This window comes from Bradyrhizobium sp. NBAIM14 (assembly GCF_020193895.1).
In the GTDB taxonomy this organism is placed as follows: Bacteria; Pseudomonadota; Alphaproteobacteria; order Rhizobiales; family Xanthobacteraceae; genus Bradyrhizobium; species Bradyrhizobium yuanmingense.
In genome coordinates, this window is the sequence record NZ_JADYVQ010000003.1 from 478,785 (window position 1) to 503,765 (window position 24,981).

The window sequence follows — 24,981 nt, forward strand, 5'->3', positions numbered from 1 at the left end:
CAGCGGACGGCCTCTATTCCGCAACAGGAATGGCCGACGCCGTTTCCAGCAGCTGGCTCGCAAACTGCGCGACCGCTTCCTCGATCCCTAGCGCCGAGCGGATCCAGATGATCGAGATGCAGCCGAATACGGCGCCGTCCCGCACGATGGCAACGGCAATCGAAGCCGTCTTGGGATTGTATTCGCCCTCGGTTCGGATCGCGTAACCTCGCGCCGCGGTCTCGGCGATCATGCGGTCGAGCCGGCCCTGGTCGAGGAAGGGGCGGTCGTCGGCCTCATCGATGCGGCGGAGATGATTGATGATGAGATCGCGTTCGCGCGCAGGGCAGGCGGCGAGATAGGCGCGGCCCGCAGACGTGCGCAGCATCGGCAGGCGCTTGCCGATCATGCCGCGGTCGATCGAGAGCGGGCTGCGAGAGTGGGTGGTCTCCTGCACCACCATCGCCGCGTTCTCGTAAGTCGAGAGATCGACCGGCCAGACCAGCTTCTTGCTGAGATCGGCGAGATAAGGCGCCGCCGCCTGGCAGATCACCACGCCGGGATCGTAGCCGTCGCCGAGGCTTAGGGCACGCCGGGTGACCCGAAATCGGTCGTCGCTGGCGCTGCGGGCGATATAGCCGAGCTCCTCCAGGGTTTCGAGGAGGCGGTAGACGGTGGGTCGGGGCAGGTCGAGCGCGCGGGCGACGTCGCCGGCGCGGATGCCGCCGGAGCGGTTGACCTCGTGCAGCACGTCGAGCCCGCGCTTGAAGGCACGGACGCCCTCAGACTGCCGAGGCTGGCCGTTCCGCGTCCGCTCCTTGGACACTTCCTATTTCCTCCCTTGTGGCACATCGCGGCGCGCTTATTGTCGCCTGCGAACGCGAGGCGATTGCGGAACGCCACCGTAGGATCGCGCGCGGCCGGTATCAAGCTCGCCGCAGTACGGCGACCGCGATGCCTCCGGGAGGAATTCGATGGAAATCGCAGCGCTCGGCTATATCGGAATCAGTTCATCCCAGCTCGATCAGTGGAGCCGGATGGCGACCGGGCTGCTCGGCATGCAGCAGGTCGATCGCGGCGGCAAGATGCGGGCCTTCCGCATGGACGACCGCAAGCAGCGGCTGATCGTCGACGGCGGCAGCGATGCCGGCCTTGCAGTGATGGGATGGGAAGTTCCGTCGACGGTCGCGCTGGACAGGTTGGCAGGACGGCTCGAAAGCCATGGCATCAAGGTGGCGAAGGGCTCGCGCGCACTCGCTGACGAGCGGCATGTCGCCGAGCTGATCGCGTTCACTGATCCCGCCGGCAACCGGCTGGAGGCTTTTTGCAAGCCGGAGCTTGCGAGCGAGCCGTTCAGGCCGGGTCGCCCGATCTCGGGCTTCCGCACCGGCGCGCTCGGCATGGGGCATGTCGTGCTCAATGTGGAGGACGTCGAGCCGCTGTTGCCGTTCTATCGCGACGTGCTCGGCTTTCACGTCTCCGATTTCGGGCTGAAGCCTTACGGGCTTTATTTCTTCCACGTCAACGGCCGCCACCACTCCTTTGCGATGGTCGGCTCGGGGCGGAAGGCGATGCATCACTTCATGGTCGAGCTCGGCTGCCTCGATGATGTCGGGCAGGGCTACGATCTCGCACAAATGGACGAGGGACGCATTGCCTACACGCTGGGCCGGCACACCAATGATCACATGACCTCGTTCTACGTGAATACGCCGTCCGGCTTCTTCATCGAATATGGCTGGGGCGGCCGCGTCATCGATCCCGAGACCTGGCAGCCGCACGAGACCTTTGATGGGCCCTCGCTGTGGGGCCACGAGCGGCTGCATATGCCCGAAGAGCAGCGCACGCGATTGCGCGAGATGCGGCTGGATGCGGCTGCCCGCGGCGTGCGCGTCGCCGATCCACGCGTGCCGCCGCTCAATTGCGCGTGGCTGGACTCGGTGGTCGCGCGTGAGTGACCTGCGGCGACGTCGCGATCAGGCTTCGCCGAGATCGACCTCGGTCAAGATGCCCTGGCGCAGCGCCAGCCGGACCAGCTCGATGTCGGAGCCGACGCCGAGCTTGTCCTTGATCAGCGAGTGCAGGTTCGCCACCGTCTTCGGGCTGACATGCAGCGTCTCGGCGATCTCCTCCGTCGTGTTCTCGGCGAGCAGCAACCGCAGCACCTCGAACTCGCGTGGCGTCAGCACGTCGGCAGCGGAGCTCTCGCCGCTGATGCGGCTGAGTGCAAGCTCGTGGTCGATGTCGGGGCTGATGGCAATCTTGCCGGCGAGCACGTCCTTGACCGCGCGCACCAAGGTCTCGGGCGGGCTGGTCTTGGTGACGTAGCCCCGTGCACCGGCGCGGATCGCCTGCACGGCAAATCCGGCGTTCTCGTGCATGGTGAAAACGAGAATCCGTGCCGCCTTGTCCCACTGCCTGATCCGCCTGACGGCCTCGATGCCGCCTATGCCGGGCATGCTGAGGTCCATGATGACGAGGTCGGGCGTCTCGGATTTGTAGAGGCGATAGGCTTCCGCTCCGTCGGCCGCCTCGGCGACAACGCGCAGGCCCGGCTGCTTCTGCAGCACCGAGCGATAGCCCTCACGGACGACGGAATGGTCGTCGACCAGCAGGATGGTCGCTTCCGCCGTGCTCATGCAGCGTGCTCCAGGGCCTCAGAGGCGGCAGCCGGGAGCGGAATGAATACGCGCAGCGAGGAGCCCTGAAGGCCGGTCTCGAAGCTGATCCGGCCGCGAAGCGCGGCGACGCGCTCGCGCATGCCCAGCAGGCCCATGCCCGATTTTGCGGAAGCCTCGTTCGGGCGGCCGTCGTCCTCGACCACGAGAGCAATCTCGCTGTCGGCCATGGTCAAATGCAGGCTAACCTTCGTTGCACCGGCATGCTTGGCCGCGTTGGTGAGTGCCTCCTGCACGATGCGGTACAGGTTGGCACTGACGGAGGCGGGCACGCTGTCGAAGGCGCCGTCGAACCGGATCTCGAAGCGCGGCTGGCCGCGGCTGCGGCCGTTCCACCCCGAGATCAGGCCTTCGAGACTGGCGACCAGGCCGAGCTCCTCGACATCGGGCGGCCGCAGCCGGAACAACGCGCCGCGCAGCGTCTCCATCATGCCTGTCGCGGTGCGGGCGATGCTGTCGCATTCGCCGAGCAGGTCGGGACAGTCCTGTGCCGCAGTCTGGCGGGCGGATGCGGCCAGCGCGCGGATCGCGGCGAGGGACTGGCCGAATTCGTCGTGCAGTTCGCGGGCGAGATGGCGGCGCTCCTCGTCCTGGAGCGCGATCAGCTTCCGCGTCAGCTCGTTGCGCTCGGCAAGCGCAGTGTCGAGGCTTTCGGCGAGGTGGTTGAAGACGTCGCGGATGGCGGAGAGCTCGGCGAGATCGAACGGCGGCAGCCGCGTGGTGAGGTCGCCGGCGGCGATGCGTTCGAGGCCGCTGCCGATCATGCGGGTGGGGCGCAGGGCACGGGCCAGTGCGGCATAGACCAGCGCACAGAGCAGCGGCAGCGCGATCGCAAGCGCGATCATCAGGCGGCCGGCCTCATGCCAGGCCTCTGCCGTCTGCACCGCCGGGTCGATCGAGACCACGGTCTCGCCGAGTTTGGTTCCGCGCACGATCACGGGCCGCGCCGCCTCGCGGCCGGGGTCGAACAGGCTGCGATAGAAGGCGGAGAAGGCTTGCGGCGGCGGGCTCGCCGGGGCAGGCGCGCCGCTACAAAAGCGCTGCAGCATGTCGCCGCTCGCGCTGCGGAAGCCGAGGCAGAGGCCGGGCGTCATCACATGGGCCGACACCGGGTCGAGGTCCGGAAAGTCCGAGCGAGGGCTCGCCGCCCACTGCACCTTGCCTTGCTGCAGCTCCAGCGTCTTGGCCACGATGGCGGCGATCCCGTCGATGCGCGCATGCGCGGCGCTATCGGCGGTGACGAGGAAATAGGTCGATATCACGGCGAAGCAGGCAGCCGATATCGCCGCCACGCGCAGCGTCAGACGGACCTTGAGATCGAATCTCGGGCGATTCCACATCGGCTTGCACCTGGTGCGAACGGGCTTGTCGCGCCTCATTAAAGGGCAGAACGCCGGCGGCGGGAAGCGTTCCCGACTTGCCGCACCGCAATGTCGTGAAAATTTCCCGGCATTGGTCGGGATCGTGGCAGCTGCGGGGCCTGAGGCGGCCCGTCCAGATTTTCGTCCCATCCACGAGGTTCGTTCATGCACCGCTGCCGCCTTGTTCTCTCCGCCTGTCTCCTCCTCGTCCTCTCTTGCTCGCCCCTCGCTGCGCAGGCCGCCATCGGCGTCGCCATGGACGATTTCAGCTACACCGACACTTCGGGCGAGCCGACCGACCAGACCGCGGCCCACGAGCGGCGGCTGGCGGCGTTCATGGCCGCGCTTCGAAGGGACATCGAGGCAGACCAGCGCTACCGCTTGGTGCGATCCGTCCAAGACGGAGCGGTGTTCAAGGTGGTCGGCGGCATTCAGAAGACGAGCACGCTGGTGCAATGGGCCAAGGTCGCCGTTATCGACGTCGGCGCCAAGACGCTTGTGCTGGACAAGCTCTACAGCTTCCGCGGCGACAATGACGAGGCATGGGAGCGCGCCCAGATGTTCGTGTCTCGCGAGGTCATGGCCGCGCTCGGCACGCCTGCGCCGGTCGCGCTTGCCGTGTTCGATTTCGAGCTCGAGGACATGACGGCCGCCTCAGCGGGGACGTCCGGTGCGTCGGATGCGCCATATCTCGCGGAGGTCACTGGCGGTGTGCGCGAGGCGCTCGGCCAATCCGGCCGTTACCGCATCGTCGAGGTCGGCGCAGAGGCGGGGAAGGCCGGCGCTTTGCGGGATTGCGGCGGCTGCGAGGTCTCCATTGCGCGCAAGCTCGGCGCGGACCAATCACTGATCGGCGTGGTGCGCCGCGTCAGCCGCACCGAATACACGCTGGGCTTCCAGGTGCGCGATGCCAGGACCGGCGCGGTGCTGGCGCGTGGCGACAGCGGACTACGCATGGGCGCCGACTATTCCTGGAAGCGCGGGGCCGTGCGGCTGGTCACCGACCGGCTGATCGAGGGGCAACAGGCCAACGACGCGCCTAGAAGGTAAGCTGGACCTTCATCGACTGCGCGCGGTCGCTGGCGAGCTCGAAGGCCGCGGCCGCATTCTCGAACGGCATGGTGGCCGTGATCAACGGCTTGACGTCGATCAGGCCGTCGCCCATCAGGCGCACCGCGAGCTCGAATTCGGGATCGAAGCGGAACGTGCCGCGCAGCTGCAATTCCTTAGCGACGATCGTGTTGATCGGCAGCGTCATCTCGCCGCCCAGGCCGAGTTGCACCAGCGTCGCGCCGGGCCTCAGCACGTCGAGCGCGGTGCGAAGCGCGGCCTGGTTGCCGGAGGCCTCGAACAGCGTGTCGAACACGCCCTTGCCGGCGCGCCAGGGATCGAGCGCAGTGGCATTGGTCGCGACGTTGATGGCATGCGTGGCGCCGAGCTTTTTCGCGACCGCGAGCGGGGCGTCGGCCACATCGGTGACAACAATCTCCGACGCGCCGCCGAAGCGCGAGACCAAAATCATCAGCGCGCCAATCGGACCGCAGCCGGTGATCAGCACGCGCTTGCCGAGCAGGGGACCGGCCTGCTTGCCGGCATGCAGGCACACCGCAAGCGGCTCGGCGACCGCGGCTTCCGCCAGCGACAGCTTGTCCGAGATCGGCACGGCCTGCGTCGCGTCGACCGTGATGAACTCGCGAAAGCCGCCCTGCACATGGGGAAAGCGCATCGCGCTGCCGAGGAAGCGCATGTCGAGGCACTGGTTGCGCATGCCTTCCTGGCAATGCAGGCAAGCCCCGCACGGTTTGCTCGGGTTGACCGCGACGCGCGTGCCCGGCCTGACATTGGCGACGCCGTCACCGACGTCAGCGACGACGCCGGCGATCTCGTGACCCAGGGCCATCGGTTGCTGAATCCGCACGACACCGAAGCCGCCGTGATGATAGTAGTGCAGATCGGAGCCGCAGATCCCGCCATTGGCGATCTTGACGCGGACCTCGCCAGGGCCGGGGGCGGGATCGGCATAATTGTCGATCCGCAGATCCTTCGGGGCGTGAATGACGACGGCGCGCATGGCTTGCTCCTTCGTGGTCTTGGCGATCACATCGCGGCGATCATGCCGCCATCGACATAGATGATCTGGCCGTTGACGTAGGTCGACGCATCCGAGGCGAGGAAGATGGCGGCGCCCACCAGCTCATCCGGCTTGCCCCAGCGCTTGGAGGGAATGCGGCCCATCAGCCAGGTATTGAAATCGGCGTTGTTGACCAGCGCCTCGTTCATGTCCGTGAGCATGTAGCCGGGGCCGATCGCATTGGCCTGGATGCCGTGCTGGGCCCATTCCACCGCCATCGAACGGGTCAGGTTCTTGATGCCGCCCTTGGCCGCGGTGTAGGGCGCAATGGTGGGGCGGGCGAGCTCGCTGCCGAGCGAGCCGATATTGATGATCTTGCCGTGCTTGCGCGGGATCATGCGCTTGGCCGCCTCGCGGCCGATCACGAAGGCGCTGGTGAGGTTGGTCTCGATCACCTTGCGCCATTCGTCGGTGGTGAACTCCACCAGCGGCTTGCGATGCTGGATGCCGGCATTGTTGACGAGGATGTCGACGGCGAGGCCTTGCCTGTCGAACTCGTTGAAGGCGGCGACGATTGCGGGCTCATCAGTGACGTCAAAGGCAGCGCCTTCGGCCTGATGGCCGGCGGCGCGAAACTCGGCGACGGCCTGCTCGACGCGCTTGGGATCGACGCCGTTGATGATGATCTTCGCGCCGGCCTTGGCCATGCCTTCGGCGATGGCGCGACCGAGGCCGCGGGACGAGCCGGTCACGAGCGCCGTGCGGCCGGAGAGATCGAAGAGGGACGTGCTCATCTCAAAATTCCTCAGACGTTGGAGCGGCGCACGGTGAGATCGGTGCGCTCGAAGACGGCAGGCAGGAGGTCGACGCCCAGGCCGGGACCTTCCATCGGGAAGACATAGCCGTCCTTGATGGTGGGCATCGTGGTGACGAGCTCATTGTACCAGCCCTTGTAGAAGGCGCGCACTGATTCCTGGATCAGGGTGTTGGGCTGGCTGAACGACATGTGGATGGCCGCGATGAAGCCGATCGGGCCAATACAGTCATGAGGAGCAAAAGGCCGGTGATAGGTCTCGGCCATTGCCGCGATCTTGCGGCCTTCGGTGAGACCGCCGGTCCAGCACAGATCGGCCATCACCACATGCATGGCGTCGCGGTCGAGCATGTCCTTGTAGGGGAAGCGCGAGCCCAGCGTCTCGCTGGCGCAGACCCAGACGTCGGTCGAGCGGGCATATTCGGCCAGCGCCTGCGGCGAGTTCATCCGGATCGGGTCCTCGTACCAGGTCGGCTTGTAGGGCTCGAGCGCACGGGCGATCTGCTTGGCGGTCGGTAGATTCCAGAGCGAATGGAGCTCGACCATGATCTCCATCTTGTCGCCGACGGCTTTGCGGATCTTCTCGAACGGCTCAATCGCCTGCTTCATCTGTGCGGCGGTGATGTAGAGGCCCTTGTTCTCCTGCGCGGCGGGATCGAACGGCCAGATCTTCATCGCCGAGATGCCGCTTTCGAGCAGGCTTTCGGCGAGCGCATCGGCATGGTTCATGAAGCCGTCGAGATCTTCATAGGGCCCCTTGGAGGCGCCGAGATTCCAATTGGCCACCGGGCTGATATTGGTCGAGCGCACATATTGCGTGCCGGCGCAGGTGTTGTAGATGCGCTGCTTGTCGCGGCAGAGGCCCCCGAGCATCTGGTGCACCGGCTGACCGCAGACCTTGCCGAATAGATCCCACAGCGCGATGTCGATCGCTGATGCCGCGCGGTATTCGACGCCGGTCGAGGACTGCGCCATCGGCAGATTCAGCATGTCGCGATGGATCGCTTCGATGTGCAGGGGATTGCGGCCGAGCAGGCGGCCGGCAAAGGTGTCGTGGATCTGAGCTTCGACCGCGCCGGCGCCATAGAAGGTTTCGCCGAGACCGATCAGACCAGTGTCGGTGTGGATGCGGACCCAGATGACGTTGGAAAATTCCTCGGTGCGCAATGTCTCGATCGACGTGATCTTCACGGCAAGTATCCTCCCATCGAACGGCGCTTCGCACCCGACGTCTCATTTTGCGCTGCAGCATGCTGCAGGTCGTGCCGAGTTCTTACGCTTGCTTGTAATATATCACAACATGTTTTAAGGGTGCCACAAACAAGGCGCCACCCAGCAACGAGAGCGCGGGCTGACGGGAGAGGACGGCATGGCACGGCGCAAGCGCGCACTCGCGGTGGTGAGACACGACGACGGGGAGGGCAGGCCCTCCCGGCGCAACCGTCTCAACTTCTTCGAGCTGGCTTATCAGAGGATCGAGGAGCTGCTCGTTCATTGCGAGCTCAAGCCCGGACAATTCATGACGATGCTGGAATTGCAGCAAATCACCGGTTTCGGCCGCACGCCGGTGCATCACGCCGTCAATCGTCTCTCCGCCGACACCCTCATCATCATCCGGCCGCGTCACGGCCTGCACATTGCGCCGATCGATCTGGCGCGCGAGCGCATGCTGCTGGCCTTACGCCGCGACATGGAGCGCTTCGTGATCCGCCTCGCGGCCGATCGTGCCAGCCTGTCGCATCGCAATCAGGCGCTGCACATCGAGCGCCTGCTGCGCGAGCGCCGCGCCAGCCTGACGCTCGACGAATTCAATCATATCGACCGCCGCATCGATGCGCTGGTGCTGGAGGCCGCCGGCGAACCTTTCCTGGTGCATACGCTGCGGCCGCTGCACACGCTGTATCGGCGCATCGGCTACATCCATCATCGCTTCATGCCGGGGCAGGCGGATCTGTCAGGCACGATCGATCATCATCTCGCCATTCTTGCAGCCGTTGCCAACCGCCGCGTCGAGGAGGCGGTGAAGGCGAGCGACGCGTTGATCGACTACATGGGCGAGATGTTTACGGGCATGGAGGCGGGGATCGATCCGCGCCTGCTCGATTGCAGCATCGAGCCGCTGCTCGGCGCGTAGAGCATGATCCGGAAAAGTGTGAGACGGTTCTCCGAAGAGATCATGCGCAAGACAACAAGCTAAAGCGTGATGAGATCCTGATGTCATCGCGCTTTAGAGAGTTCTGAAGAAAAGGAAGAAGAATGTCAACGATGGCGATGCCACAGGCGACCGCGAGCGAAGCCGCGGTCCGCTACCTCATCACGAACTACAGTCCCAAAGGCAACAAGGTCGGTTGGCTGATGATGGCCTCGATCCTGGTCGAGGCCTGGGACCTCTATTCGATCGCCTTCGTGCTGATCTTCATCAAGGAGCAGTACAATCCCGATCCACTGATGCTCGGCCTCGCCGCCGCGGGCACGCAGGGCGGTGCCCTGATCGGCGCGCTGCTCGGCGGTTGGCTGTCCGACAAGATCGGCCGCCGCGTGATGTTCCTCGTGACGATGGTGCTGTTCATCGTGCTGGCGCTGGCGCAGGCCTTCGTACCCAGCGTCGGCTGGCTCGTCGTGATCCGCTTCCTGCTCGGCATTCCACTCGGCTCCGACATCTCGACCGGCTACACCTACATCATGGAATCCATGGCCAAGGGCGAGCGCGAGGTCATGGGCAACCGCTGGCAGTTCATGTTCGCCGTCGGTGAAGTTCTCACCATCGGCGTCATCGTGATCTTCCTGCTGGTCGACATGAACCACGAGATGCTGTGGCGCGTGACGCTCGGTCTCGGTGCGGTGCCGGCACTGATCATCCTGATCATGCGTCACGACGTGCCGGAGACGGCGGTGTGGCTGGTGCAAAAGGGGCGCTACCGCGAGGCCAAGCAGGTCGCGCGCGAGATGTTCAACGACAATCTCGACATGCTGCCGGATCGGGACGTCGAGGTTCCCAAGACCAGCACGCGCGCATTCCTCGCTGACCTCAGGAAGGATCCGATTCGCTGGCGCGCCACCCTTTATGGCTGGATCGCCTGTTTCGCCCAGGCGAGCGAGTTCTCGACCTTCGCATTCTATCTGCCGGTGCTGTTTGTGATGGTCGGCGTATCGAGCGTGCTTGGCATCAATGTGGTGACGATGGCGCTGTTCTCTTTCGCCGCCCTGTCGGGCTGGGTCGGACCCTTGCTGACGCCGAAGATCGGCCATCGTGGCATCGCCATCGCCGGCTTCGGCATCGTGCTGGTTTCGCTGCTGGTCGCGGCCTTCGCGCTCTACACCGACAACAAGATCCTGCTGCCGTTCGCCGCCGCCGGCATGCTCTGGGGCCATTATTGGGATGCGTCGAACTGCATGACGATCCCGACCATGGTCGCCCGTCCGCGATATCGGGGCACCGCAAGCGGCTTCGCCTACATGTTCGTGAAGCTGCCGTCGTTCCTGGCGATCTTCCTGTTCCCAACGGTGTTTGCCGCGATCGGGCAGGCGAACGCCACGCTGATGGTCGCGATCTTCCCGCTGGTAGGCCTGCTTGCCGCGATCTTCATCCTGCCGGAAGTCTACGGCTACGAGAACGACTGACGATGAGCGCTATCTGATCGCGGCGGCTAACGCCGCGATCAGGGCCGGCGGCGTCACCAGCAGGCCGAGCTTGAGGAACGGCCAGGCGCCGACCTCGATTTTCTCGCGGCGGAGCGCGACCAGCCAGAGGATGGTGGCGAGCGAGCCGGTGACCGACAGATTGGGGCCGAGATCGACGCCAATCAGGATCGCGCTGACGACGGGCACCGGCAGATGATCGCCGGCGGCAACCGAGCCGGCGACGAGGCCGACCGGAAGATTGTTGGCGATGTTGTCGGCGAGCGCGGTGGCAATGCCCACGCTCCAGGCCGCCTGCGGGACCGATTGAGCTACCGCCTGGTGCAGCAACGCGTTGAGCTGCGCGATCACGCCGGTCTTGATCAACGCCTCCACCATGACGAAGAGCCCGCCGACGAGCGGCAACACGCTCCAGGACACCCCGCGCAGCACGGGCAAGGGTGATTGCCGGCTGAGCAGCAGCACGATCGCGGCCGTCACGCCGCCGCAGATAAAGGTCGGCAGGCCGAGCTGCTTGTCGAGCGCTGACGCCGTGACCAGCACGATGCCGATCGCGACGATGCCTATTGCGGTGAGCTTGCCGCCGCGGCCGAGCTTGGGATGCGGCACGCTGCGCGCGATCGTCTCTTCCTTCAGCGCGTGGTGCTGGGTCAGGCGCAGCACGATGTAGGTCAGCAGGATCGACGCCGCCGAGGGCAAGGCGAACAGGCGTAGCCATTCCGTCAGGTGCGGCATGCGCGCGCCGAACACGACGAGGTTGGCGGGGTTGGAGATCGGCAGGACGAAACTCGCGGCATTGGCGATGAAGGCGCAGACGAACAGATAAGGCAGCGGCTTCGCGCCGGCCGCGCGCGTCGCGGCATAGACGGCCGGCGTCAGCACGATCGCGGTAGCATCGTTGGAAAGCAGCACGGTCACGAGCGTGCCGACGAGATAGATAAGAAGAAACAGCCGCTGCGGCGAGCCGCGTGCGTATTCCACCGCGAGCGCGGCCAGATAATCGAACAGGCCTTCGAGCCGCGCCAGCTCGGCGATCAGCATCATGCCGATCAGGAAGAGATAGACGTCGAGGCCTTTCTCGATGCCGAGAAGCGCGTCCTGCCAAGGCAGCAAGCCTGATAGCACCAGGGCGCTCGCGCCGATCGCGGCCCAGATCGCCTCGGGCAGGCGAAACGGCCGGATGATGACGCAGGCGGTCGCGACGAAGATGATGCTCCAGGCCCAGATGGCGTCAGACGGCACGTTCATTCCTTGAGGTTCGGTCAGTCATTCGGCATCGATAACCGATGCGGGAACGGCTGTCTTCCCCTAGAGTCTTGCCGCGGCAACGGACTGGAATTCGTGGCTGCTTCTCGCGAATGTGACACTCACCTTGCGACTGACAGCTTCTCCATGATTGCCTTGCGCAGGATGCGCGAGAGCGATTCCACCGAATACGGCTTCTGGATCAGCTCGAATCCGCGGTGGGCGTTCTCGGCCAGCACGTTGCTGTAGCCGGAAGTGAGCACCACGGGCAGGCCCGGATAGCGCTCGCGGATGATGCCGGCGAGCTCGACCCCGTTCATGCCGGGCATGATGACGTCGGAGAACACGAGGTCGACGGCAAATTCGTTCTCGCCCAGGATCGCCAGCGCCGCGTTGGCATTGGCGACGCGGCGCACGACATAGCCGAGATCCTCCAGGAGCTCGGTGGAGAAGCGGCCGACCTCGTCGTCGTCCTCGACCACGAGCACGCGATAACCACGCCCGGTCGTGGCCGCCTCGTGGCTCAGGGCCGCTGCTTCCTTCTCCGTGGTGGGGCTTTGCGCCTGCGGCAGGTAGATGGTGAAGGTGGCACCTTCACCTTGCGTGCTCGTCACCGCAATGTCGCCCTCGGACTGCTTTGCGAAGCCGAAGGCCTGGCTGAGCCCGAGGCCGGTGCCCTTGCCGACCTCCTTGGTGGTGAAGAACGGCTCGAAGATCTGTTCGAGATGTTCCGGCGCGATGCCGCTGCCGGTGTCGGTAACGGAGATCGCGACATAGTCGCCGCGGCGCGCCGATTGTGCGCGCAGGCTCGGTATTCCCGAGACCTTGCGCACGGCGATGGTGAGGCGGCCTTCGCCGTCCATGGCATCGCGGGCGTTGATGGCGAGATTGATCAGCGCGGTCTCGAACTGGGCGATGTCGGCCACCGTGAAGCAACCGGTGTCCCGAACCTCCACGGCGATCTCGATGCGGGCGCCGACCAGCGGCCGCACCAGCTGCGCCACGCCCTCGACCTGGCTGCCGACGTTGAAGATCTGCGGCTTCAGCGGTTGCCGGCGCGCGAAGGCCAGAAGCTGCGCGGTCAGCTTGGAGGCGCGCTCGACCGTGTCTGAGATGGCATCGACGTAGCGTCGGCGGCGCTCCTCCGGCAGCTCGCGGCGGCGCAGGAAATCGGTCGCAGAGCGGATGATGGTGAGAAGATTGTTGAAGTCGTGAGCGACGCCACCGGTGAGCTGGCCGATCGCCTCCATCTTCTGCGACTGCCGCAGCGCTTCCTCGCCGCGGCGCCGCTCGGTGATGTCCACCGCCTCGGGCACGGCGCCGGTGATGTTGCCCTGGCGGTCGAGCACGGGACGCATGCCGAAGTCGAAATCGCGCTCGCCGATCGGAAGGCGCAGGCGCATCTCCAGCCGCACGGGTTCGCCCTTGAGCACGGTGTCGAAGGCCTCGCGCACGGCGGCACTCATGCCCTCCGTGCCGGTGAACCAGGGTGTGTCCCAGAACGGCTTTCCGACCACGTCCGCGGAATTCGCCTTGATGCCGGCGAGCGCGGTCTTGTTGGCGTAGACCAGCTGGCCCTCGAGATTGACCAGGCCCTGATACTGATTGCTCGTCTCCAGGATCGCGCGCAGCCGCGCCTCGTTGGCTTCGAGCTCGGCGGTGCGCTCGGCGATGCGCTCTTCCAGCGTCTCGTTCAGCCGCCGGAGATCGATCTCGGCCTGCTTGGCGACGGTGACGTCGTGGGCGACGCCGATGAAGCCGATATGCTTGCCGGTCGCATCCCAGCGCGGCTGCGATTCCGAGCGGAGCCAGCGCCATTCGCCGCTGGCGTTCTTGTAGCGCGCTTCCAGCACGAAGGGTTTGAGGGACGCTTCACCCTGGACGGATTGCTGCAGCACGTGCGGCAGGTCGTCGGGATGCAGCACCTTGCGCCAGTCGAAGTCGATGGCCTGGTCGTAGGGCAGGCCGACGAAATCGACATAGGCCTGGTTGGCGAAGGACCGCTTGCGGTCGAGCTTGGTGACCCAGATCGGCACCGGCGCGCTGTCGGCGATCAGCCGGAAGCGCTCCTCGCTTTCGCGCAGCGTCTCGCGCGCCAGCGCCTGATCGGTCATGTCGATATGAGCGCCGACGAGCCGGATGGCGCGGCCGTCCTTGTCGCGCTCGATCTTTGCGACGACCCGGATCCAGCGGGTCTCGCTGTCGCTGGGGCGGATGATGCGGTATTCGGCGCTATAGTCCTCGCTCGCTCCGGCGAGCGCTTCGAAGAAATGCTTGACAGTGGCGTCGCGGTCGTCGGGATGGATACGGTTGACCCAATCCTCGTGCGACTCCTCGGCGGCTTCCGGCGGAAGGCCGTGGATCATCAGATATTCGGGCGAACGCCGGTTCTTGAAGCCTTCGCGGAAATCGACCTCGACGCCGCCGACCTTGCCGATGCGCTGGATGCGCGCCAGCTCGGCCTCGCGCTCCTGCAGCGCGCGATAGGCATTGTCGCGCTCGCGCGCGACGTCTTCGAGGTGCTGGCGCAGCCTTTCGGCGGCGATGGTCTCGGGCAAGGGTTCGTTCAAGGCATCGGCCGTTGTCATGCAGGTGCGCACGTGCCGGACCGATATTCACACAGACGGAGCGTGATGGCCATTGTTTAGAGGGCAGGTGGTGCCGGGAAATGGGGGCGCGCGCCTGAACGCAGAGAAGTACGCGGTGGTAACGTTCGGTCTGGCGATTTGTTCCGAATACTGGAACGATCGGCGGATTGAGGCGTCGTCGCGAGGTGCCAGCGCGCTCATAGGCTTTCCTTTCCCACGAGGCTAAATCTTGAAGCTCTTTATCTGCCAGGCCTGCGGCAACGTCCTCTATTTCGAGAACCGCGCCTGCGAACGCTGCGGCCATCGGATCGCCTTCCTGCCAGAGAAGGAGACGATGTCGGCGATCGAGGCCGACGGAGACGCCTGGACCATCCTCGCCGACAAGAGTGAGAGCCGGATGCTGTGCCGGAATGCCGAGTACGACGCCTGCAACTGGCTGACCGACGCAGGCGATAGCACCGGCTATTGCCGCGCCTGCCGCCACAACGGGACCGTGCCGAACCTTTCGGATCCGGCGCAGCTCGCCGGCTGGCGCGAGCTGGAGGTGGCCAAGCACCGGCTGTTCTATTCCCTGATCCGCTGGAAGCTGCCGCTCCAGACCCGCCAGGACAATCCCGAACATGGCCTGATCTTCAACTTCCTCGCCGACGATCCGCACAGCGGCGAGAAGGTCATGACCGGCCATGACAACGGCCTGATCACGATCGCGCTGACCGAGGCCGACGACATCGAGCGCGAGCGGCGCCGGCTCGAGATGGGCGAGCCGTACCGGACGCTGCTTGGGCACTTTCGCCACGAGGTCGGACATTACTTCTGGGATGTGCTGGTGCGCGATGGCGGCAAGCTCGACCAGTGCCGCGCCGTCTTCGGCGACGATAGCGCCGATTACGGCCAGGCCCTGCAGCGCCATTATGCCGAGGGCGCGCCGCCGGACTGGCAGCAGAACTACGTCTCGGCCTATGCCACGACCCACCCTTGGGAGGATTTCGCCGAAACCTGGGCGCACTACCTCCACATCGTCGATGCCCTCGAAATGGCCGCCGAGTTCGGCATGGAGGTGCGTCCCAAGGTCGACCGCGACGGGGAGCTGACGGCGCGCATCCGCTTCAACCCGTACGAGGCCAGGGATGTCGAGGCGCTGGTCAACGCATGGCTGCCCTTCACCTTCGCCATGAACAGCGTCAACCGCGCCATGGGCCTGCGCGACCTCTATCCCTTCATCCTGTCGCCCGCGGTGGTCGGCAAGTTGGGCTTCATTCATGACCTGGTCCGGGACGCGGCCAAGGCCGGAAAGTCCTAGGGATGCCGCACGGCAGGCGCGCCGGGCCCATTTCGGTCTTGCGCTGGTACGCCAAAGACGGCCCGATTTAGACCGTTGCCTCCGGCCCATTTTGATGTACCACGGGAGCCACACGGCCCCTCCCAAAGGCCCCAACGGCCAGGGAAGGGTCCCGCCCAAGGTCGAGACTCAAGAAAAGCATGTTCAAACGCATTCTGATCGCCAATCGCGGCGAAATCGCCTGCCGGGTCATCAAGACTGCCCGCAAGATGGGAATTCAGACGGTCGCGGTCTATTCCGAGGCCGACCGCGATGCCCTCCACGTCGAGATGGCCGATGAGGCGGTGCTGATCGGCCCGCCGGCCGCGGCCGAGAGCTACCTGGTGATCGAGAAGATCGTGGAGGCCTGCCGGAAGACGGGTGCCGAGGCTGTGCATCCCGGCTACGGCTTCCTGTCCGAGCGCGAGGCGTTTCCGCGCGCGCTGGAAGCCGCAGGAATCGTTTTCATCGGCCCGAATCCCGGTGCGATCGCCGCAATGGGCGACAAGATCGAGTCCAAGAAGGCCGCCGCAAAAGCAAAAGTCTCGACCGTGCCGGGCTATCTCGGCGTCATCGAGGACGACAAGCACGCGGTGCGGATCGCCGACGAGATCGGCTACCCCGTCATGATCAAGGCCTCCGCCGGCGGCGGCGGCAAGGGCATGCGCATCGCCCATTCCAAAGCCGAGGTTGCCGAGGGCTTCAACCTCGCCAAGGCGGAGGCAAAGGCCTCGTTCGGCGACGACCGCGTCTTCGTCGAAAAGTTCATCGTCGATCCCCGCCACATCGAGATCCAGGTGCTGGGCGACAAGCACGGCAACGTGATCTATCTCGGCGAGCGCGAATGCTCGATCCAGCGCCGCAACCAGAAGGTCATCGAGGAAGCGCCGTCGCCGCTGCTGGACGAGGCGACCCGCCGCAAGATGGGCGAGCAGGCGGTCGCGCTGGCCAAGGCCGTGAACTACGATTCCGCCGGCACGGTCGAGTTCGTCGCAGGCCAGGACAAGAGCTTCTACTTCCTGGAGATGAATACGCGCCTCCAGGTCGAGCATCCCGTCACCGAGCTCGTCACCGGCATCGATCTCGTCGAGCAGATGATCCGCGTCGCGAGCGGCGAGAAGCTCGCCATCGCGCAGAAGGACGTCACGCTGACCGGCTGGGCGGTGGAATCGCGCCTCTACGCCGAAGATCCGTTCCGCAACTTCCTGCCCTCGATCGGGCGCCTGGTGAAATATCGTCCGCCGGCGGAAGCGAGCCACGACGGCATCACCATCCGCAACGATACCGGCGTGCAGGAGGGCGGCGAGATCTCGATCCATTACGATCCGATGATCGCCAAGCTCGTCACCCATGCGCCCTCGCGCGCGGCGGCGATCGAGGCGCAGGCGACTGCACTGGACTCGTTCTATGTCGATGGCATCCGCCACAACATCCCGTTCCTGTCGGCCTTGATGCATCATCCGCGCTGGCGCGAGGGACGGCTCTCGACCGGCTTCATCGCCGAGGAATTCCCCAAGGGTTTTGCGGTGCGTGTGCCCGAGGGCGAGGTCGCGCGTCGCATCGCCGCGGTCGGCGCCGCGATCGATCACGTGCTCGGAGCGCGCAAGCGGCAGATCTCCGGCCAGATGGGCGGCCGCGTCGTGCAGCGCGAGCGGCGTCGCGCGGTCTGGCTCGAGCGCCAGGAGATCCTGCTCGAGGTCGCGCGCGAAGGCGAGGCGATCGCGATCCGCTTCATCGACGCCGACGGCAAGGCCGGCAACACGCATCTGTTGCAGTCGCCGTGGAAGCCGGGCGATCCGGTCTGGCAGGGCACCATCGACGGGCAGTTCGTCGCGGTCCAGGCTCGGCCGATCGCCAACGGCATTCGCCTTGCGCATCAGGGCGTCGAGGTGCCGGTCTATGTCTGGACCGAGGCCGAGGCGGCCTCCGCGCGGCTGATGCCGGTAACGACGGCCTCCGACAGCGGCAAGAAGCTGCTCTGCCCGATGCCGGGCCTCGTCGTCTCGATCGCGGTCAGCGAGGGGCAGGAGGTCAAGGCCGGCGAGACCTTGGCGGTGGTCGAAGCCATGAAGATGCAGAACGTGCTGCGCGCCGAACAGGACGGAACCGTGAAGAAGATCCACGCCAGCGCCGGCGCGACACTCGCGGTGGACGCGCTGATCCTGGAGTTTGCGTAAGATAAAAGATGTGAGTGGGGGTCTTGCCGGGCCCCAAGCTCACCGTCATTGCGAGCGCAGCGAAGCAATCCAGACTGCCTCTGCGGAAAGACACTGGATTGCTTCGCTGCGCTCGCAATGACGGAGTACGTTGCGGCTGCGTCGCAATATTGGGAGGGCAACCATGGCCTTTCGTTCCCGCCGCGAGAAACTGCGATCGATCCTGTCGGGCGGGACGTGCGTCCATCCCGGCTCGGTCTATGACGCGATCTCGATCCGCATTGCCGAGGATCTCGGCTTTCCGCTTGGCATGTTCGGCGGATCGGTGGCTTCGCTCGCCGTGCTCGGCGATCCCGATGTCACGCTGATCACGCTCACCGAGTTTGCCGAGCAGATGCGGCGGATGTCGCGGGCCTCGGCGCTGCCTGTGCTCGTCGACGCCGATCACGGCTATGGCAATGCGCTGAACGTGCGCCGCACGGTGCAGGAGCTGGAGACGTCGGGCGCGGCCGGCCTCACCATCGAGGACACGCTGTTGCCGGCCGCATTCGGTGCGACGAAGGCGCAGCTGATCTCGCTGGAGGAGGGCGTCGGCAAGATGGAGGCGGCGCTTGGCGGCCGCAGCGATCCCTCGCTGGTCATCATGGGCCGCACAGGCGCAGCCGCGATCACCTCGATCGAGGATGCGGTGCGCCGCGCCCAGGCTTATGAGGCCGCCGGCGTCGATGCGCTGTTTTTCACCGGCATCAAGTCGCGCGCCGAGCTCGAGGCCATCGTCTCCGCCACGCGGCTGCCGATCGTGCTCGGCGGCGCGTCTGAGGAATTGGGCGGGCTCGATTATCTTGCGAGTCAACGCGTGCGCATCGCGCTGCAGGGCCATGCACCGATCGCCGCCGCGACGCAAGCCGTCTACGAGACGCAGAAGGCGTTGCGCGAGGGCATGGCGCCAAAAAGCCTCAAGGGCCTGGCATCGTCGGAGCTGATGGCGCGCGTTACGCGCGAGGCCGCGGTCAAGGCGCGCAGCTCCGATTTGCTCGGATGGAAGAAGACATGAGTCGGGCGATTCTCCAGGTCATGATCCGCGGCCGCGTGCAGGGCGTCGGTTATCGAGCCTGGGTGGAGTCTCAGGCCATCGCGTATGCCCTCGAAGGCTGGGTCCGCAACCGCCGGGACGGCAGCGTGGAAGCGCTGTTCGCTGGCGCCCCGACGCACGTTGCCGACATGGTCGCGCTGTGCCGCCACGGCCCTCCGTCCTCGCGCGTCGACAGTGTCACCAGCGAGACGGCAAGCGTGGATGAGCTGAATTTGCGCAGGGCAGGGGAAGCGTTTTCGGTGCTGCCGACGGTGTAGATATATCGCGCTCTCCCCGCAAGCGGGGAGAGATGAAGAAGCCGTCACCTCGGCAATTTCGCGATCGCCTCGCTCAGCTCGTGGATCTCATAAGGCTTGCGCAGAATCGGGAAATCGCCGCGGACGCCGGCGGCGACCTCGCTGTAGCCGGTGGCGAGCAGGATCGGCAGGCCGGGACGGATCTGACGGAGGTGATGGGCGAGGCTGAGGCCGTCCATCTTGCCGGGCATGACAATGTCCGAGAACACGAAGTCGACGCCATCGCTCTCGATCTCGCGCAATGCCGCTTCTGCATCGGCGACACGGCGCACCCGGTAGCCGAGCTGCTCCAGAAGACCGATGCTGACCAGCGCGACATCGGGATTGTCCTCGACCAGCAGCACCGTGCCGCTGCCGCGGAACGCCGCTTCCGGTACCTCCCGCGACGGCATAGCGTTGCCGCGCGGCAGGACGATGGTGAATGTCGTGCCCTGGCCGAGCTCGCTCGCGACCTTCACCGTGCCGCCGGCCTGGTGGGCGAAGCCGTGGACCTGCGAAAGGCCGAGGCCCGTGCCTTTTCCGATCGGCTTGGTCGTGAAGAACGGCTCGAAGATCTTGTCGAGAACGTCGGAAGGAATTCCGAGCCCAGTATCGCGGACGTCGATTGCGATGAAATCGCCGATGAGGGGCGCCTCGTTCAGCACGAGGTTGCGCGCACCTATCGTCACCGTGCCGCCGTCCGGCATCGCGTCGCGCGCATTGATGACGAGGTTGAGCAGCGCGGTCTCGAGCTCGGAGACGTCGGCCTTGATCGGCCAGGTGCCGGAGTCGATCTCGAAAGCGAGACGCACGGAGCTGCCGACGCCCGCGTCGAGCACCTCGCGAATGGCTGCGATGCGTTCGCTAAAATCAATCGCCTGCGGGTTGACGCTTTGCCGCCGCGCGAAGGTGAGGAGCTGGTTGGTCAGCGCTGCGCCGCGCTTGGTCGCGGTGTCGATCGCCGAGATGGCTCGCTCGAGCTTGGGGTCGTCGGCGGCGCCTTTCTTCAGGATGTGAAGGCTGCCGCTGATGATCATCAGAAGATTGTTGAAGTCGTGGGCGACCCCGCCGGTGAGCTGCCCGAGCGCATCGAATTTCTGCGACTCGGCCAACTGCTTCTGCATCGCCTCGAGCTTGAGCTGGGCATTGCGGCGCTCTGTGATGTCTCGTGTGATCTTGGCGAAGCCGATCAGCCTGCCGTCCTCGTAGATCGGGTCGATCACGACGCTCGCCCAGAAGAACGTGCCGTCCTTGCGGACGCGCCAGCCTTCCTCCTCGTACCGGCCTTTTTCCCGCGCGATGCCGAGCGCCCGGGCGGGCTTGCCATTGGCGCGGTCGGTCTCGGTGTAGAAACGGGAAAAATGCTGGCCGAGGATCTCCTCTGGGGGGTAGCCCTTGATGCGTTCGCCGCCGATGTTCCAGCTGGTGATGATCCCGTTGGGGTCGAGCATGTACAGCGCGTAGTCGGCAACCCCCTCAACCAACAGCCGGAAACTGCGCTCGCTCTCGAACAGGTCTCTCTGTTGACTGAACTTTTCGACCATTCCCGGACCCCGCCTCGACGGGAACAAACGCGGCATCCGCGAGATGGTTCCCGCCCTGTGGGACATTTCTAGGCAAGCTTTACGGACCGTATGCAAGGCGGGTCCTTGACAAGAAAGCAAGTTCGTCAGATATTTCTGTTATGACAGAAATAACCGGAAAAAAGAAACTCCCTGCGGCCGTTGAGCGCTTCATCCTGCACTGGGGCGACATGGGGGACGAGTGGGGAGTGAACCGCTCGGTCAGCCAGATTCATGGGCTGCTTTATCTCGCCGAGGCGCCGATGACGGCCGAGGACATCGCCGAGACGCTCGGCATGGCACGGTCCAACGTCTCCAACTCGCTGAAGGAGCTGCTCGCCTGGAACCTGATCCGGCGGGTGCCGATCCTGGGCGACCGCCGCGACCACTACGAGGCCGAGACCGACATCTGGGAGATCGCCGCGAGGATCGCGGCGCGGCGCAAGGAGCGGGAGATCGACCCGGCGATCGCGGCGCTTCGCGCCTGCGTGTCCGATGCCACGGACGATCCCGGCATCAGTCCCGTTGCAGCCAAGCGCCTCAAGGAGATGCTCGCGTTCTCCGAGCTCGCCGACCACTGGTTCATGCAGATGCTGAAGGTGCCGCGGCCGCGGCTGGTCGCCTTGATGCGACTTGGCGAGAAGATCGCCAACCTGCTGCCGATCGGCAAGGTCAAATAGCATCGAGGAGGTTGCGATGACGTCGGCAAGACTATCGGGCTCCAACGCATCGACCTCCGCTCACGTAAGACTGCTCGACGACCGACGTTTCCGCACGCTGCTGTCGGACGAGGATTGGGGCCGCTTGCCGCTCGCCACCTGGCGCCGCTTCTCGAAACGCGTCGCCGACGGCGACAGTATCGTCTATGTCGGCGTGGTCGACGAGCTCGCCTTCAGCGATTTCGGCTGGTGGTTCGCGCAGGCCGCGCGCCTGATCGGCGGACCGTTGCCGACCGGCCGCGATATCGGTGTGCCCATGATCGTCACGGTCACCGAGGACGGCGCGACCGGCGGCCAGACCTGGACGCGCATCTGCGCGCGCAAGCGCGGCTTTCCGCAGGTGATCCATTCCGCCAAGCGCTTCGCCGGTCCGACCGGGCTTGAGGAATATGTCGGCTTCGGCGTGTCGATGGCGCTGCGCATCGCGGTCGAGGATCAGGTGCTGATCTTTCGCAGCGCCGGCTACGGCCTCCAGCTTGGACGGCTGTGGCTCCCGCTGCCGGGCTGGCTGACGCCGGGCGAACTGATCGTGACGCATCGAGATCTTGGCGAGGGCGCTTTCCGCTTCACCCTCGATGTCACTCACTCGCGTCGCGGCGCGCTGATCCATCAATCCGTCCTGTTCAGGGAGGCCATATCATGACGCCGCTGTTGTGGACGCTCATCGCGATCCAGATCGCGATGGGTGTGTTCGATACCTTCTATCACCACGAATTCACCGAGCGCCTGGCCTGGCGGCCGTCGCAGCGCTTCGAGCTGAAGCTGCACGGCATCCGCAACATGCTCTATGCGCTGCTGTTCCTGATGCTCGGCTGGCTCGAGGTTCACGGCGTGCTGGCGCTGTTGATCGTCGTGGTGCTGGTCGCCGAGATCGTCATCACCTTGATGGATTTTGTCGAGGAGGATCTGAGCCGCAAGCTGCCGCCGAGCGAGCGCATCAATCACACGCTGCTTGCGATCAATTACGGCGCCATCCTGGTGCTGCTGATGCCCGTCCTGATCGATTGGGCCATGCAGCCCTTCGGCGTGAGCGTCGTTGATCAGGGCCTGCTCAGCATCGCCGCGACCGCCTGCGCAGTCGGCGCGGCACTGTGCGGCCTCAGGGATTTCGCGGCGATGCGGCGGCTCGGCCGCATGCGAAGCGTGGCGGCAGCCGGGCTTGTCGAAAAGCTGCCCGGCCGCAAGACCGTGCTCATCACCGGCGCCACCGGATTCATCGGCAGCCGGCTTGCCGCAAGCCTCAGCGGGGCAGGGCATCACGTCATCGCGCTGATCCGAAATCCCGCGAAAGCCGAGATGCTGCCGCCGCCGGTGACGCTGATCACCAGCCTCGATCAGCTCACCTCGGACGCGCAGATCGACGCCATCGTCAACCTCGCGGGTGAGCCGATCGGCAACGGCCTGTGGACCGAAGCGAAGCGCGCGAAGATCATCGGCTCGCGCATCGACACGACCGGCGAGGTCGTCAAGCTGATCGCGCGGCTCGCGCGCAGGCCCGAGGTGCTGATCAGCGGCTCGGCGATCGGCTGGTACGGCCTTTGGGCCGACCAGGTGCTGACGGAATCGGCCAAATCTCACGCCTGCTTCAGCCACGAGCTGTGCGCCGCGTGGGAGACAGCGGCGCGGCCGGCGGAGGAGCTCGGCGTGCGCGTGGTGTATTTGCGCATCGGCCTCGTGCTCGGTACGGAAGGCGGCTTCGTCACGCGCATGCTGACGCCATTCGAGTTCGGCCTCGGCGGCCCGCTCGGCACCGGGCGACAATGGATGTCCTGGATCGAGCGCGACGATCTGATCCGCCTGATCGCCTATGTGATCGCGACGCCGGACCTGTCGGGTCCCGTCAACGCCACCGCGCCGATCCCGGTCACCAATGCAAAGTTCACGGAAGAGCTCGGCCGCCGCCTGCACCGGCCCGTCCTGTTCCGCATTCCCGGCGGCCTGCTCCGCCGGATCGGCGGCGGCTTTGCCGACGAGCTCCTGCTCGGCGGCCAGCGCGTGCTGCCGAACAAGGCGCTGAGCCGCGGTTTTGTCTTTCGGCACGAGACGCTGCGCAGCGCGTTCGAGGCGATCTTGTGAGACTTCAGGCGGCCGCCACGCTCCGGAACGTCGCGGCCACCGCACGCAGCGCGGCGAGTTTCGCGGGATCGCTGACCTTCGAATGCAGCATCACCTTTGAGCTGCCGAGCTTCGGCAGCTTGTGCGCAGGTCCGACATCGATCAGCCCGGGCGGCGCGATCCGCCGCGCCAACGGTGCAATGGCAAGCCCGGCGAGTGCTGCCGCGACCACCGCGGTGACGCCGCCGCCGACGAAGCGCTCGCGCCAGGGGAGGCCGGCCTTGTCGAGCGTGCGCACGGCGACGGCGCGCACCCCGCAGGGCGGGGCGAGGGTTGCGAGCGGCAACGGTTCGCCCTTCGGCAACGTGAGGCGGCGTGCGGCGAACCAGCCGAACTCGTCCTCAGCGAGTTTCTCGCCGCCGCGGCGGCTGCCTTCCTGGCGCACGATCACCGCATCGAGCTCGCCCGCATCGTAGGCATCCTGCATCTCGCGCGAGAAGCCGATGGTGACGGCGAGGGTGAGGTTCGACGACATCGCGTGCAGGCGCTCGAGTAGCGGCACCAATTCGGGGCCAGCGGCGTGATCGGAGATGCCGAGCGAGAGCGATTGCGCGGCCGGTGCATCACCCGCCAATGCGAGATCGTGCGCCGTCATCAGCGCGCGGGCGCGATCGAGGAACGCGGCGCCATCGGCGGTGAGGCGGACTGCGCGCGGCGAGCGCTCGACGAGGCGCTTGCCCAGCAACGTCTCCAGCCGCTGCAGTTTGAGACTGACGGCGGCCTGCGTCGTGCCGAGCGCTTCGGCGGTGCGCGTGAAGCTCTGGAGGTCGGCGACCAGAAGGAAGGTCTGGACGGTGGCGATGTCGAGTGTGGCTGTCATTACAAATCGTTATCATTGGTATCAGTCGTGATAAGATACCAAAATGATGGCGGCAGGTCTAGTTTCTTACCGACGCCGCACACATTGCGCGGCATATCGAGGAGAACGACGATGCCCCTGATCACCGTGTCCTACACCACGTCTCGCCAGTCCCCCTCGCTGAAGGCCGATATCGCGAGCGCGGTGTCCGAGCTGACCGCAAGTATCCTGCACAAGGACCCCAAGGTCACCGCCATCATCGTGAAGTCCTTGGATGCGGGCGACTGGTTCGCCGGCGGCGAGTCGCTCGCCGAGCAGAAGCTCGCCAGCTACTGGATCGACATCCACGTCACCGAGGGCACGAACACCAAGGACGAGAAGGCGGCCTATCTCGCCGCCATGTTCAAGCGCATGGCCGAGATCCTGGGGCCGCTGCATCCCGAGACCTACCTGCATGTCGACGAGGTCAAGGGCGATGCCTACGGCTTTGGCGGCCTGTCTCAGGAGCGGCGCTACATCGCCGGCAAGCTCGAGGTCTCGCTGCAGGCGGCGTGATGCGAGAGGCCGCG

Annotated in this window: 22 protein-coding genes; 12 read left to right on the forward strand and 10 right to left on the reverse strand. The window is 65.6% G+C overall.

The annotated features are described in order from the left end of the window. Positions 1-13: 13 nt before the first annotated feature. Entirely contained in the window at positions 14-805 is a 792-nt protein-coding gene (locus I6F28_RS11350) for a DNA-binding transcriptional regulator (protein WP_036029106.1), read from the reverse strand. 148 nt (positions 806-953) lie between these two features. Between I6F28_RS11350 and I6F28_RS11355 the strand changes: the two genes are divergently transcribed. Next, complete coding sequence (locus I6F28_RS11355) at positions 954-1,937, forward strand: VOC family protein (RefSeq protein ID WP_225139905.1); 984 nt, start codon at positions 954-956, stop codon at positions 1,935-1,937. An 18-nt stretch (positions 1,938-1,955) separates the two neighbouring features. Here I6F28_RS11355 and I6F28_RS11360 read toward each other — a convergent pair whose 3' ends face one another. Both I6F28_RS11360 and I6F28_RS11365 read right to left on the reverse strand, forming a co-directional pair. Continuing rightward, a complete protein-coding gene (locus I6F28_RS11360) occupies positions 1,956-2,618 on the reverse strand; it encodes a response regulator (RefSeq protein WP_036029111.1) in 663 nt (220 codons plus the stop codon). Further along, complete coding sequence (locus tag I6F28_RS11365) at positions 2,615-3,997, reverse strand: sensor histidine kinase (RefSeq protein WP_225114973.1); 1,383 nt, start codon at positions 3,995-3,997, stop codon at positions 2,615-2,617. Before I6F28_RS11365 ends, I6F28_RS11360 begins: the two co-directional genes overlap by 4 nt. Positions 3,998-4,183: 186 nt before the next feature. On the opposite strand from I6F28_RS11365, the gene I6F28_RS11370 reads away from it, so the two are divergent. Then, positions 4,184-5,068 carry a DUF3280 domain-containing protein gene (locus I6F28_RS11370; protein ID WP_225139906.1) on the forward strand — a complete coding sequence of 295 codons (885 nt, stop codon included), beginning with the start codon at positions 4,184-4,186 and terminating at the stop codon, positions 5,066-5,068. Here the strand turns inward: I6F28_RS11370 and I6F28_RS11375 are convergent. Genes I6F28_RS11375 through I6F28_RS11385 form a run of 3 tightly spaced genes read right to left on the reverse strand, consistent with a single transcriptional unit; the run spans position 5,058 to position 8,094 of the window. After that, positions 5,058-6,089: an L-idonate 5-dehydrogenase gene (locus I6F28_RS11375; protein WP_225139907.1), complete on the reverse strand. Its 1,032-nt coding sequence runs from the start codon at positions 6,087-6,089 to the stop codon at positions 5,058-5,060. The two genes, I6F28_RS11370 and I6F28_RS11375, sit on opposite strands and share 11 nt — an antisense overlap. A gap of 26 nt (positions 6,090-6,115) precedes the next feature. Next, positions 6,116-6,883, reverse strand: coding sequence for a glucose 1-dehydrogenase (locus tag I6F28_RS11380; RefSeq protein ID WP_225114305.1), 768 nt, complete (start codon positions 6,881-6,883; stop codon positions 6,116-6,118). Positions 6,884-6,894: 11 nt separating this feature from the next. Continuing rightward, the gene (locus tag I6F28_RS11385) at positions 6,895-8,094 is read right to left on the reverse strand and encodes a mandelate racemase/muconate lactonizing enzyme family protein (RefSeq protein ID WP_225114304.1); all 1,200 of its coding nucleotides are present in this window, start codon (positions 8,092-8,094) and stop codon (positions 6,895-6,897) included. 178 nt (positions 8,095-8,272) lie between these two features. Here I6F28_RS11385 and I6F28_RS11390 point away from each other — a divergent pair, with 178 nt between their 5' ends. Together I6F28_RS11390 and I6F28_RS11395 are read left to right on the forward strand one after the other, a co-directional pair. Continuing rightward, a complete protein-coding gene (locus I6F28_RS11390) occupies positions 8,273-9,037 on the forward strand; it encodes a GntR family transcriptional regulator (protein ID WP_128266336.1) in 765 nt (254 codons plus the stop codon). A gap of 122 nt (positions 9,038-9,159) precedes the next feature. Beyond that, on the forward strand, positions 9,160-10,524 hold the full coding sequence (locus I6F28_RS11395; protein ID WP_057029694.1) for an MFS transporter: 1,365 nt from the start codon (positions 9,160-9,162) through the stop codon (positions 10,522-10,524). A 9-nt stretch (positions 10,525-10,533) separates the two neighbouring features. Here the strand turns inward: I6F28_RS11395 and I6F28_RS11400 are convergent, their stop codons facing one another. Both I6F28_RS11400 and I6F28_RS11405 read right to left on the reverse strand, forming a co-directional pair. Continuing rightward, complete coding sequence (locus tag I6F28_RS11400) at positions 10,534-11,784, reverse strand: arsenic transporter (protein ID WP_225139908.1); 1,251 nt, start codon at positions 11,782-11,784, stop codon at positions 10,534-10,536. A gap of 125 nt (positions 11,785-11,909) precedes the next feature. Continuing rightward, a complete protein-coding gene (locus I6F28_RS11405) occupies positions 11,910-14,387 on the reverse strand; it encodes a hybrid sensor histidine kinase/response regulator (RefSeq protein WP_036013532.1) in 2,478 nt (825 codons plus the stop codon). 217 nt (positions 14,388-14,604) lie between these two features. Here I6F28_RS11405 and I6F28_RS11410 point away from each other — a divergent pair, with 217 nt between their 5' ends. From I6F28_RS11410 to I6F28_RS11425, 4 genes are all read left to right on the forward strand, one after another. Continuing rightward, the gene (locus tag I6F28_RS11410) at positions 14,605-15,675 is read left to right on the forward strand and encodes a zinc-binding metallopeptidase family protein (protein WP_225139909.1); all 1,071 of its coding nucleotides are present in this window, start codon (positions 14,605-14,607) and stop codon (positions 15,673-15,675) included. A 179-nt stretch (positions 15,676-15,854) separates the two neighbouring features. Then, positions 15,855-17,870 carry an acetyl-CoA carboxylase biotin carboxylase subunit gene (locus tag I6F28_RS11415; RefSeq protein ID WP_225139910.1) on the forward strand — a complete coding sequence of 672 codons (2,016 nt, stop codon included), beginning with the start codon at positions 15,855-15,857 and terminating at the stop codon, positions 17,868-17,870. Positions 17,871-18,033: 163 nt separating this feature from the next. Next, positions 18,034-18,903, forward strand: a complete 870-nt coding sequence (locus tag I6F28_RS11420) for an isocitrate lyase/PEP mutase family protein (RefSeq protein WP_225139911.1) — start codon at positions 18,034-18,036, stop codon at positions 18,901-18,903. Next, on the forward strand, positions 18,900-19,199 hold the full coding sequence (locus tag I6F28_RS11425; protein ID WP_036029132.1) for an acylphosphatase: 300 nt from the start codon (positions 18,900-18,902) through the stop codon (positions 19,197-19,199). The genes I6F28_RS11420 and I6F28_RS11425 overlap by 4 nt, the downstream gene beginning before the upstream one ends. A gap of 44 nt (positions 19,200-19,243) precedes the next feature. Here I6F28_RS11425 and I6F28_RS11430 read toward each other — a convergent pair whose 3' ends face one another. Continuing rightward, positions 19,244-20,761: a PAS domain-containing hybrid sensor histidine kinase/response regulator family protein gene (locus I6F28_RS11430; RefSeq protein WP_225139912.1), complete on the reverse strand. Its 1,518-nt coding sequence runs from the start codon at positions 20,759-20,761 to the stop codon at positions 19,244-19,246. A gap of 140 nt (positions 20,762-20,901) precedes the next feature. Between I6F28_RS11430 and I6F28_RS11435 the strand changes: the two genes are divergently transcribed. Genes I6F28_RS11435 through I6F28_RS11445 form a run of 3 tightly spaced genes read left to right on the forward strand, consistent with a single transcriptional unit; the run spans position 20,902 to position 23,574 of the window. Continuing rightward, a complete protein-coding gene (locus tag I6F28_RS11435) occupies positions 20,902-21,459 on the forward strand; it encodes a GbsR/MarR family transcriptional regulator (RefSeq protein WP_225139913.1) in 558 nt (185 codons plus the stop codon). A 16-nt stretch (positions 21,460-21,475) separates the two neighbouring features. Further along, positions 21,476-22,141 carry a DUF4166 domain-containing protein gene (locus I6F28_RS11440; RefSeq protein WP_225139914.1) on the forward strand — a complete coding sequence of 222 codons (666 nt, stop codon included), beginning with the start codon at positions 21,476-21,478 and terminating at the stop codon, positions 22,139-22,141. Further along, positions 22,138-23,574 carry a TIGR01777 family oxidoreductase gene (locus I6F28_RS11445; protein ID WP_225139915.1) on the forward strand — a complete coding sequence of 479 codons (1,437 nt, stop codon included), beginning with the start codon at positions 22,138-22,140 and terminating at the stop codon, positions 23,572-23,574. Before I6F28_RS11440 ends, I6F28_RS11445 begins: the two co-directional genes overlap by 4 nt. A gap of 4 nt (positions 23,575-23,578) precedes the next feature. On the opposite strand, the gene I6F28_RS11450 is transcribed toward I6F28_RS11445, so the two are convergent. After that, on the reverse strand, positions 23,579-24,433 hold the full coding sequence (locus tag I6F28_RS11450; protein WP_225139916.1) for a LysR family transcriptional regulator: 855 nt from the start codon (positions 24,431-24,433) through the stop codon (positions 23,579-23,581). A 111-nt stretch (positions 24,434-24,544) separates the two neighbouring features. Between I6F28_RS11450 and I6F28_RS11455 the strand changes: the two genes are divergently transcribed. Then, positions 24,545-24,967 (forward strand): tautomerase family protein, encoded by a 423-nt coding sequence (locus I6F28_RS11455; protein WP_225139917.1) that lies wholly within the window; start codon positions 24,545-24,547, stop codon positions 24,965-24,967. Positions 24,968-24,981: the final 14 nt, after the last annotated feature.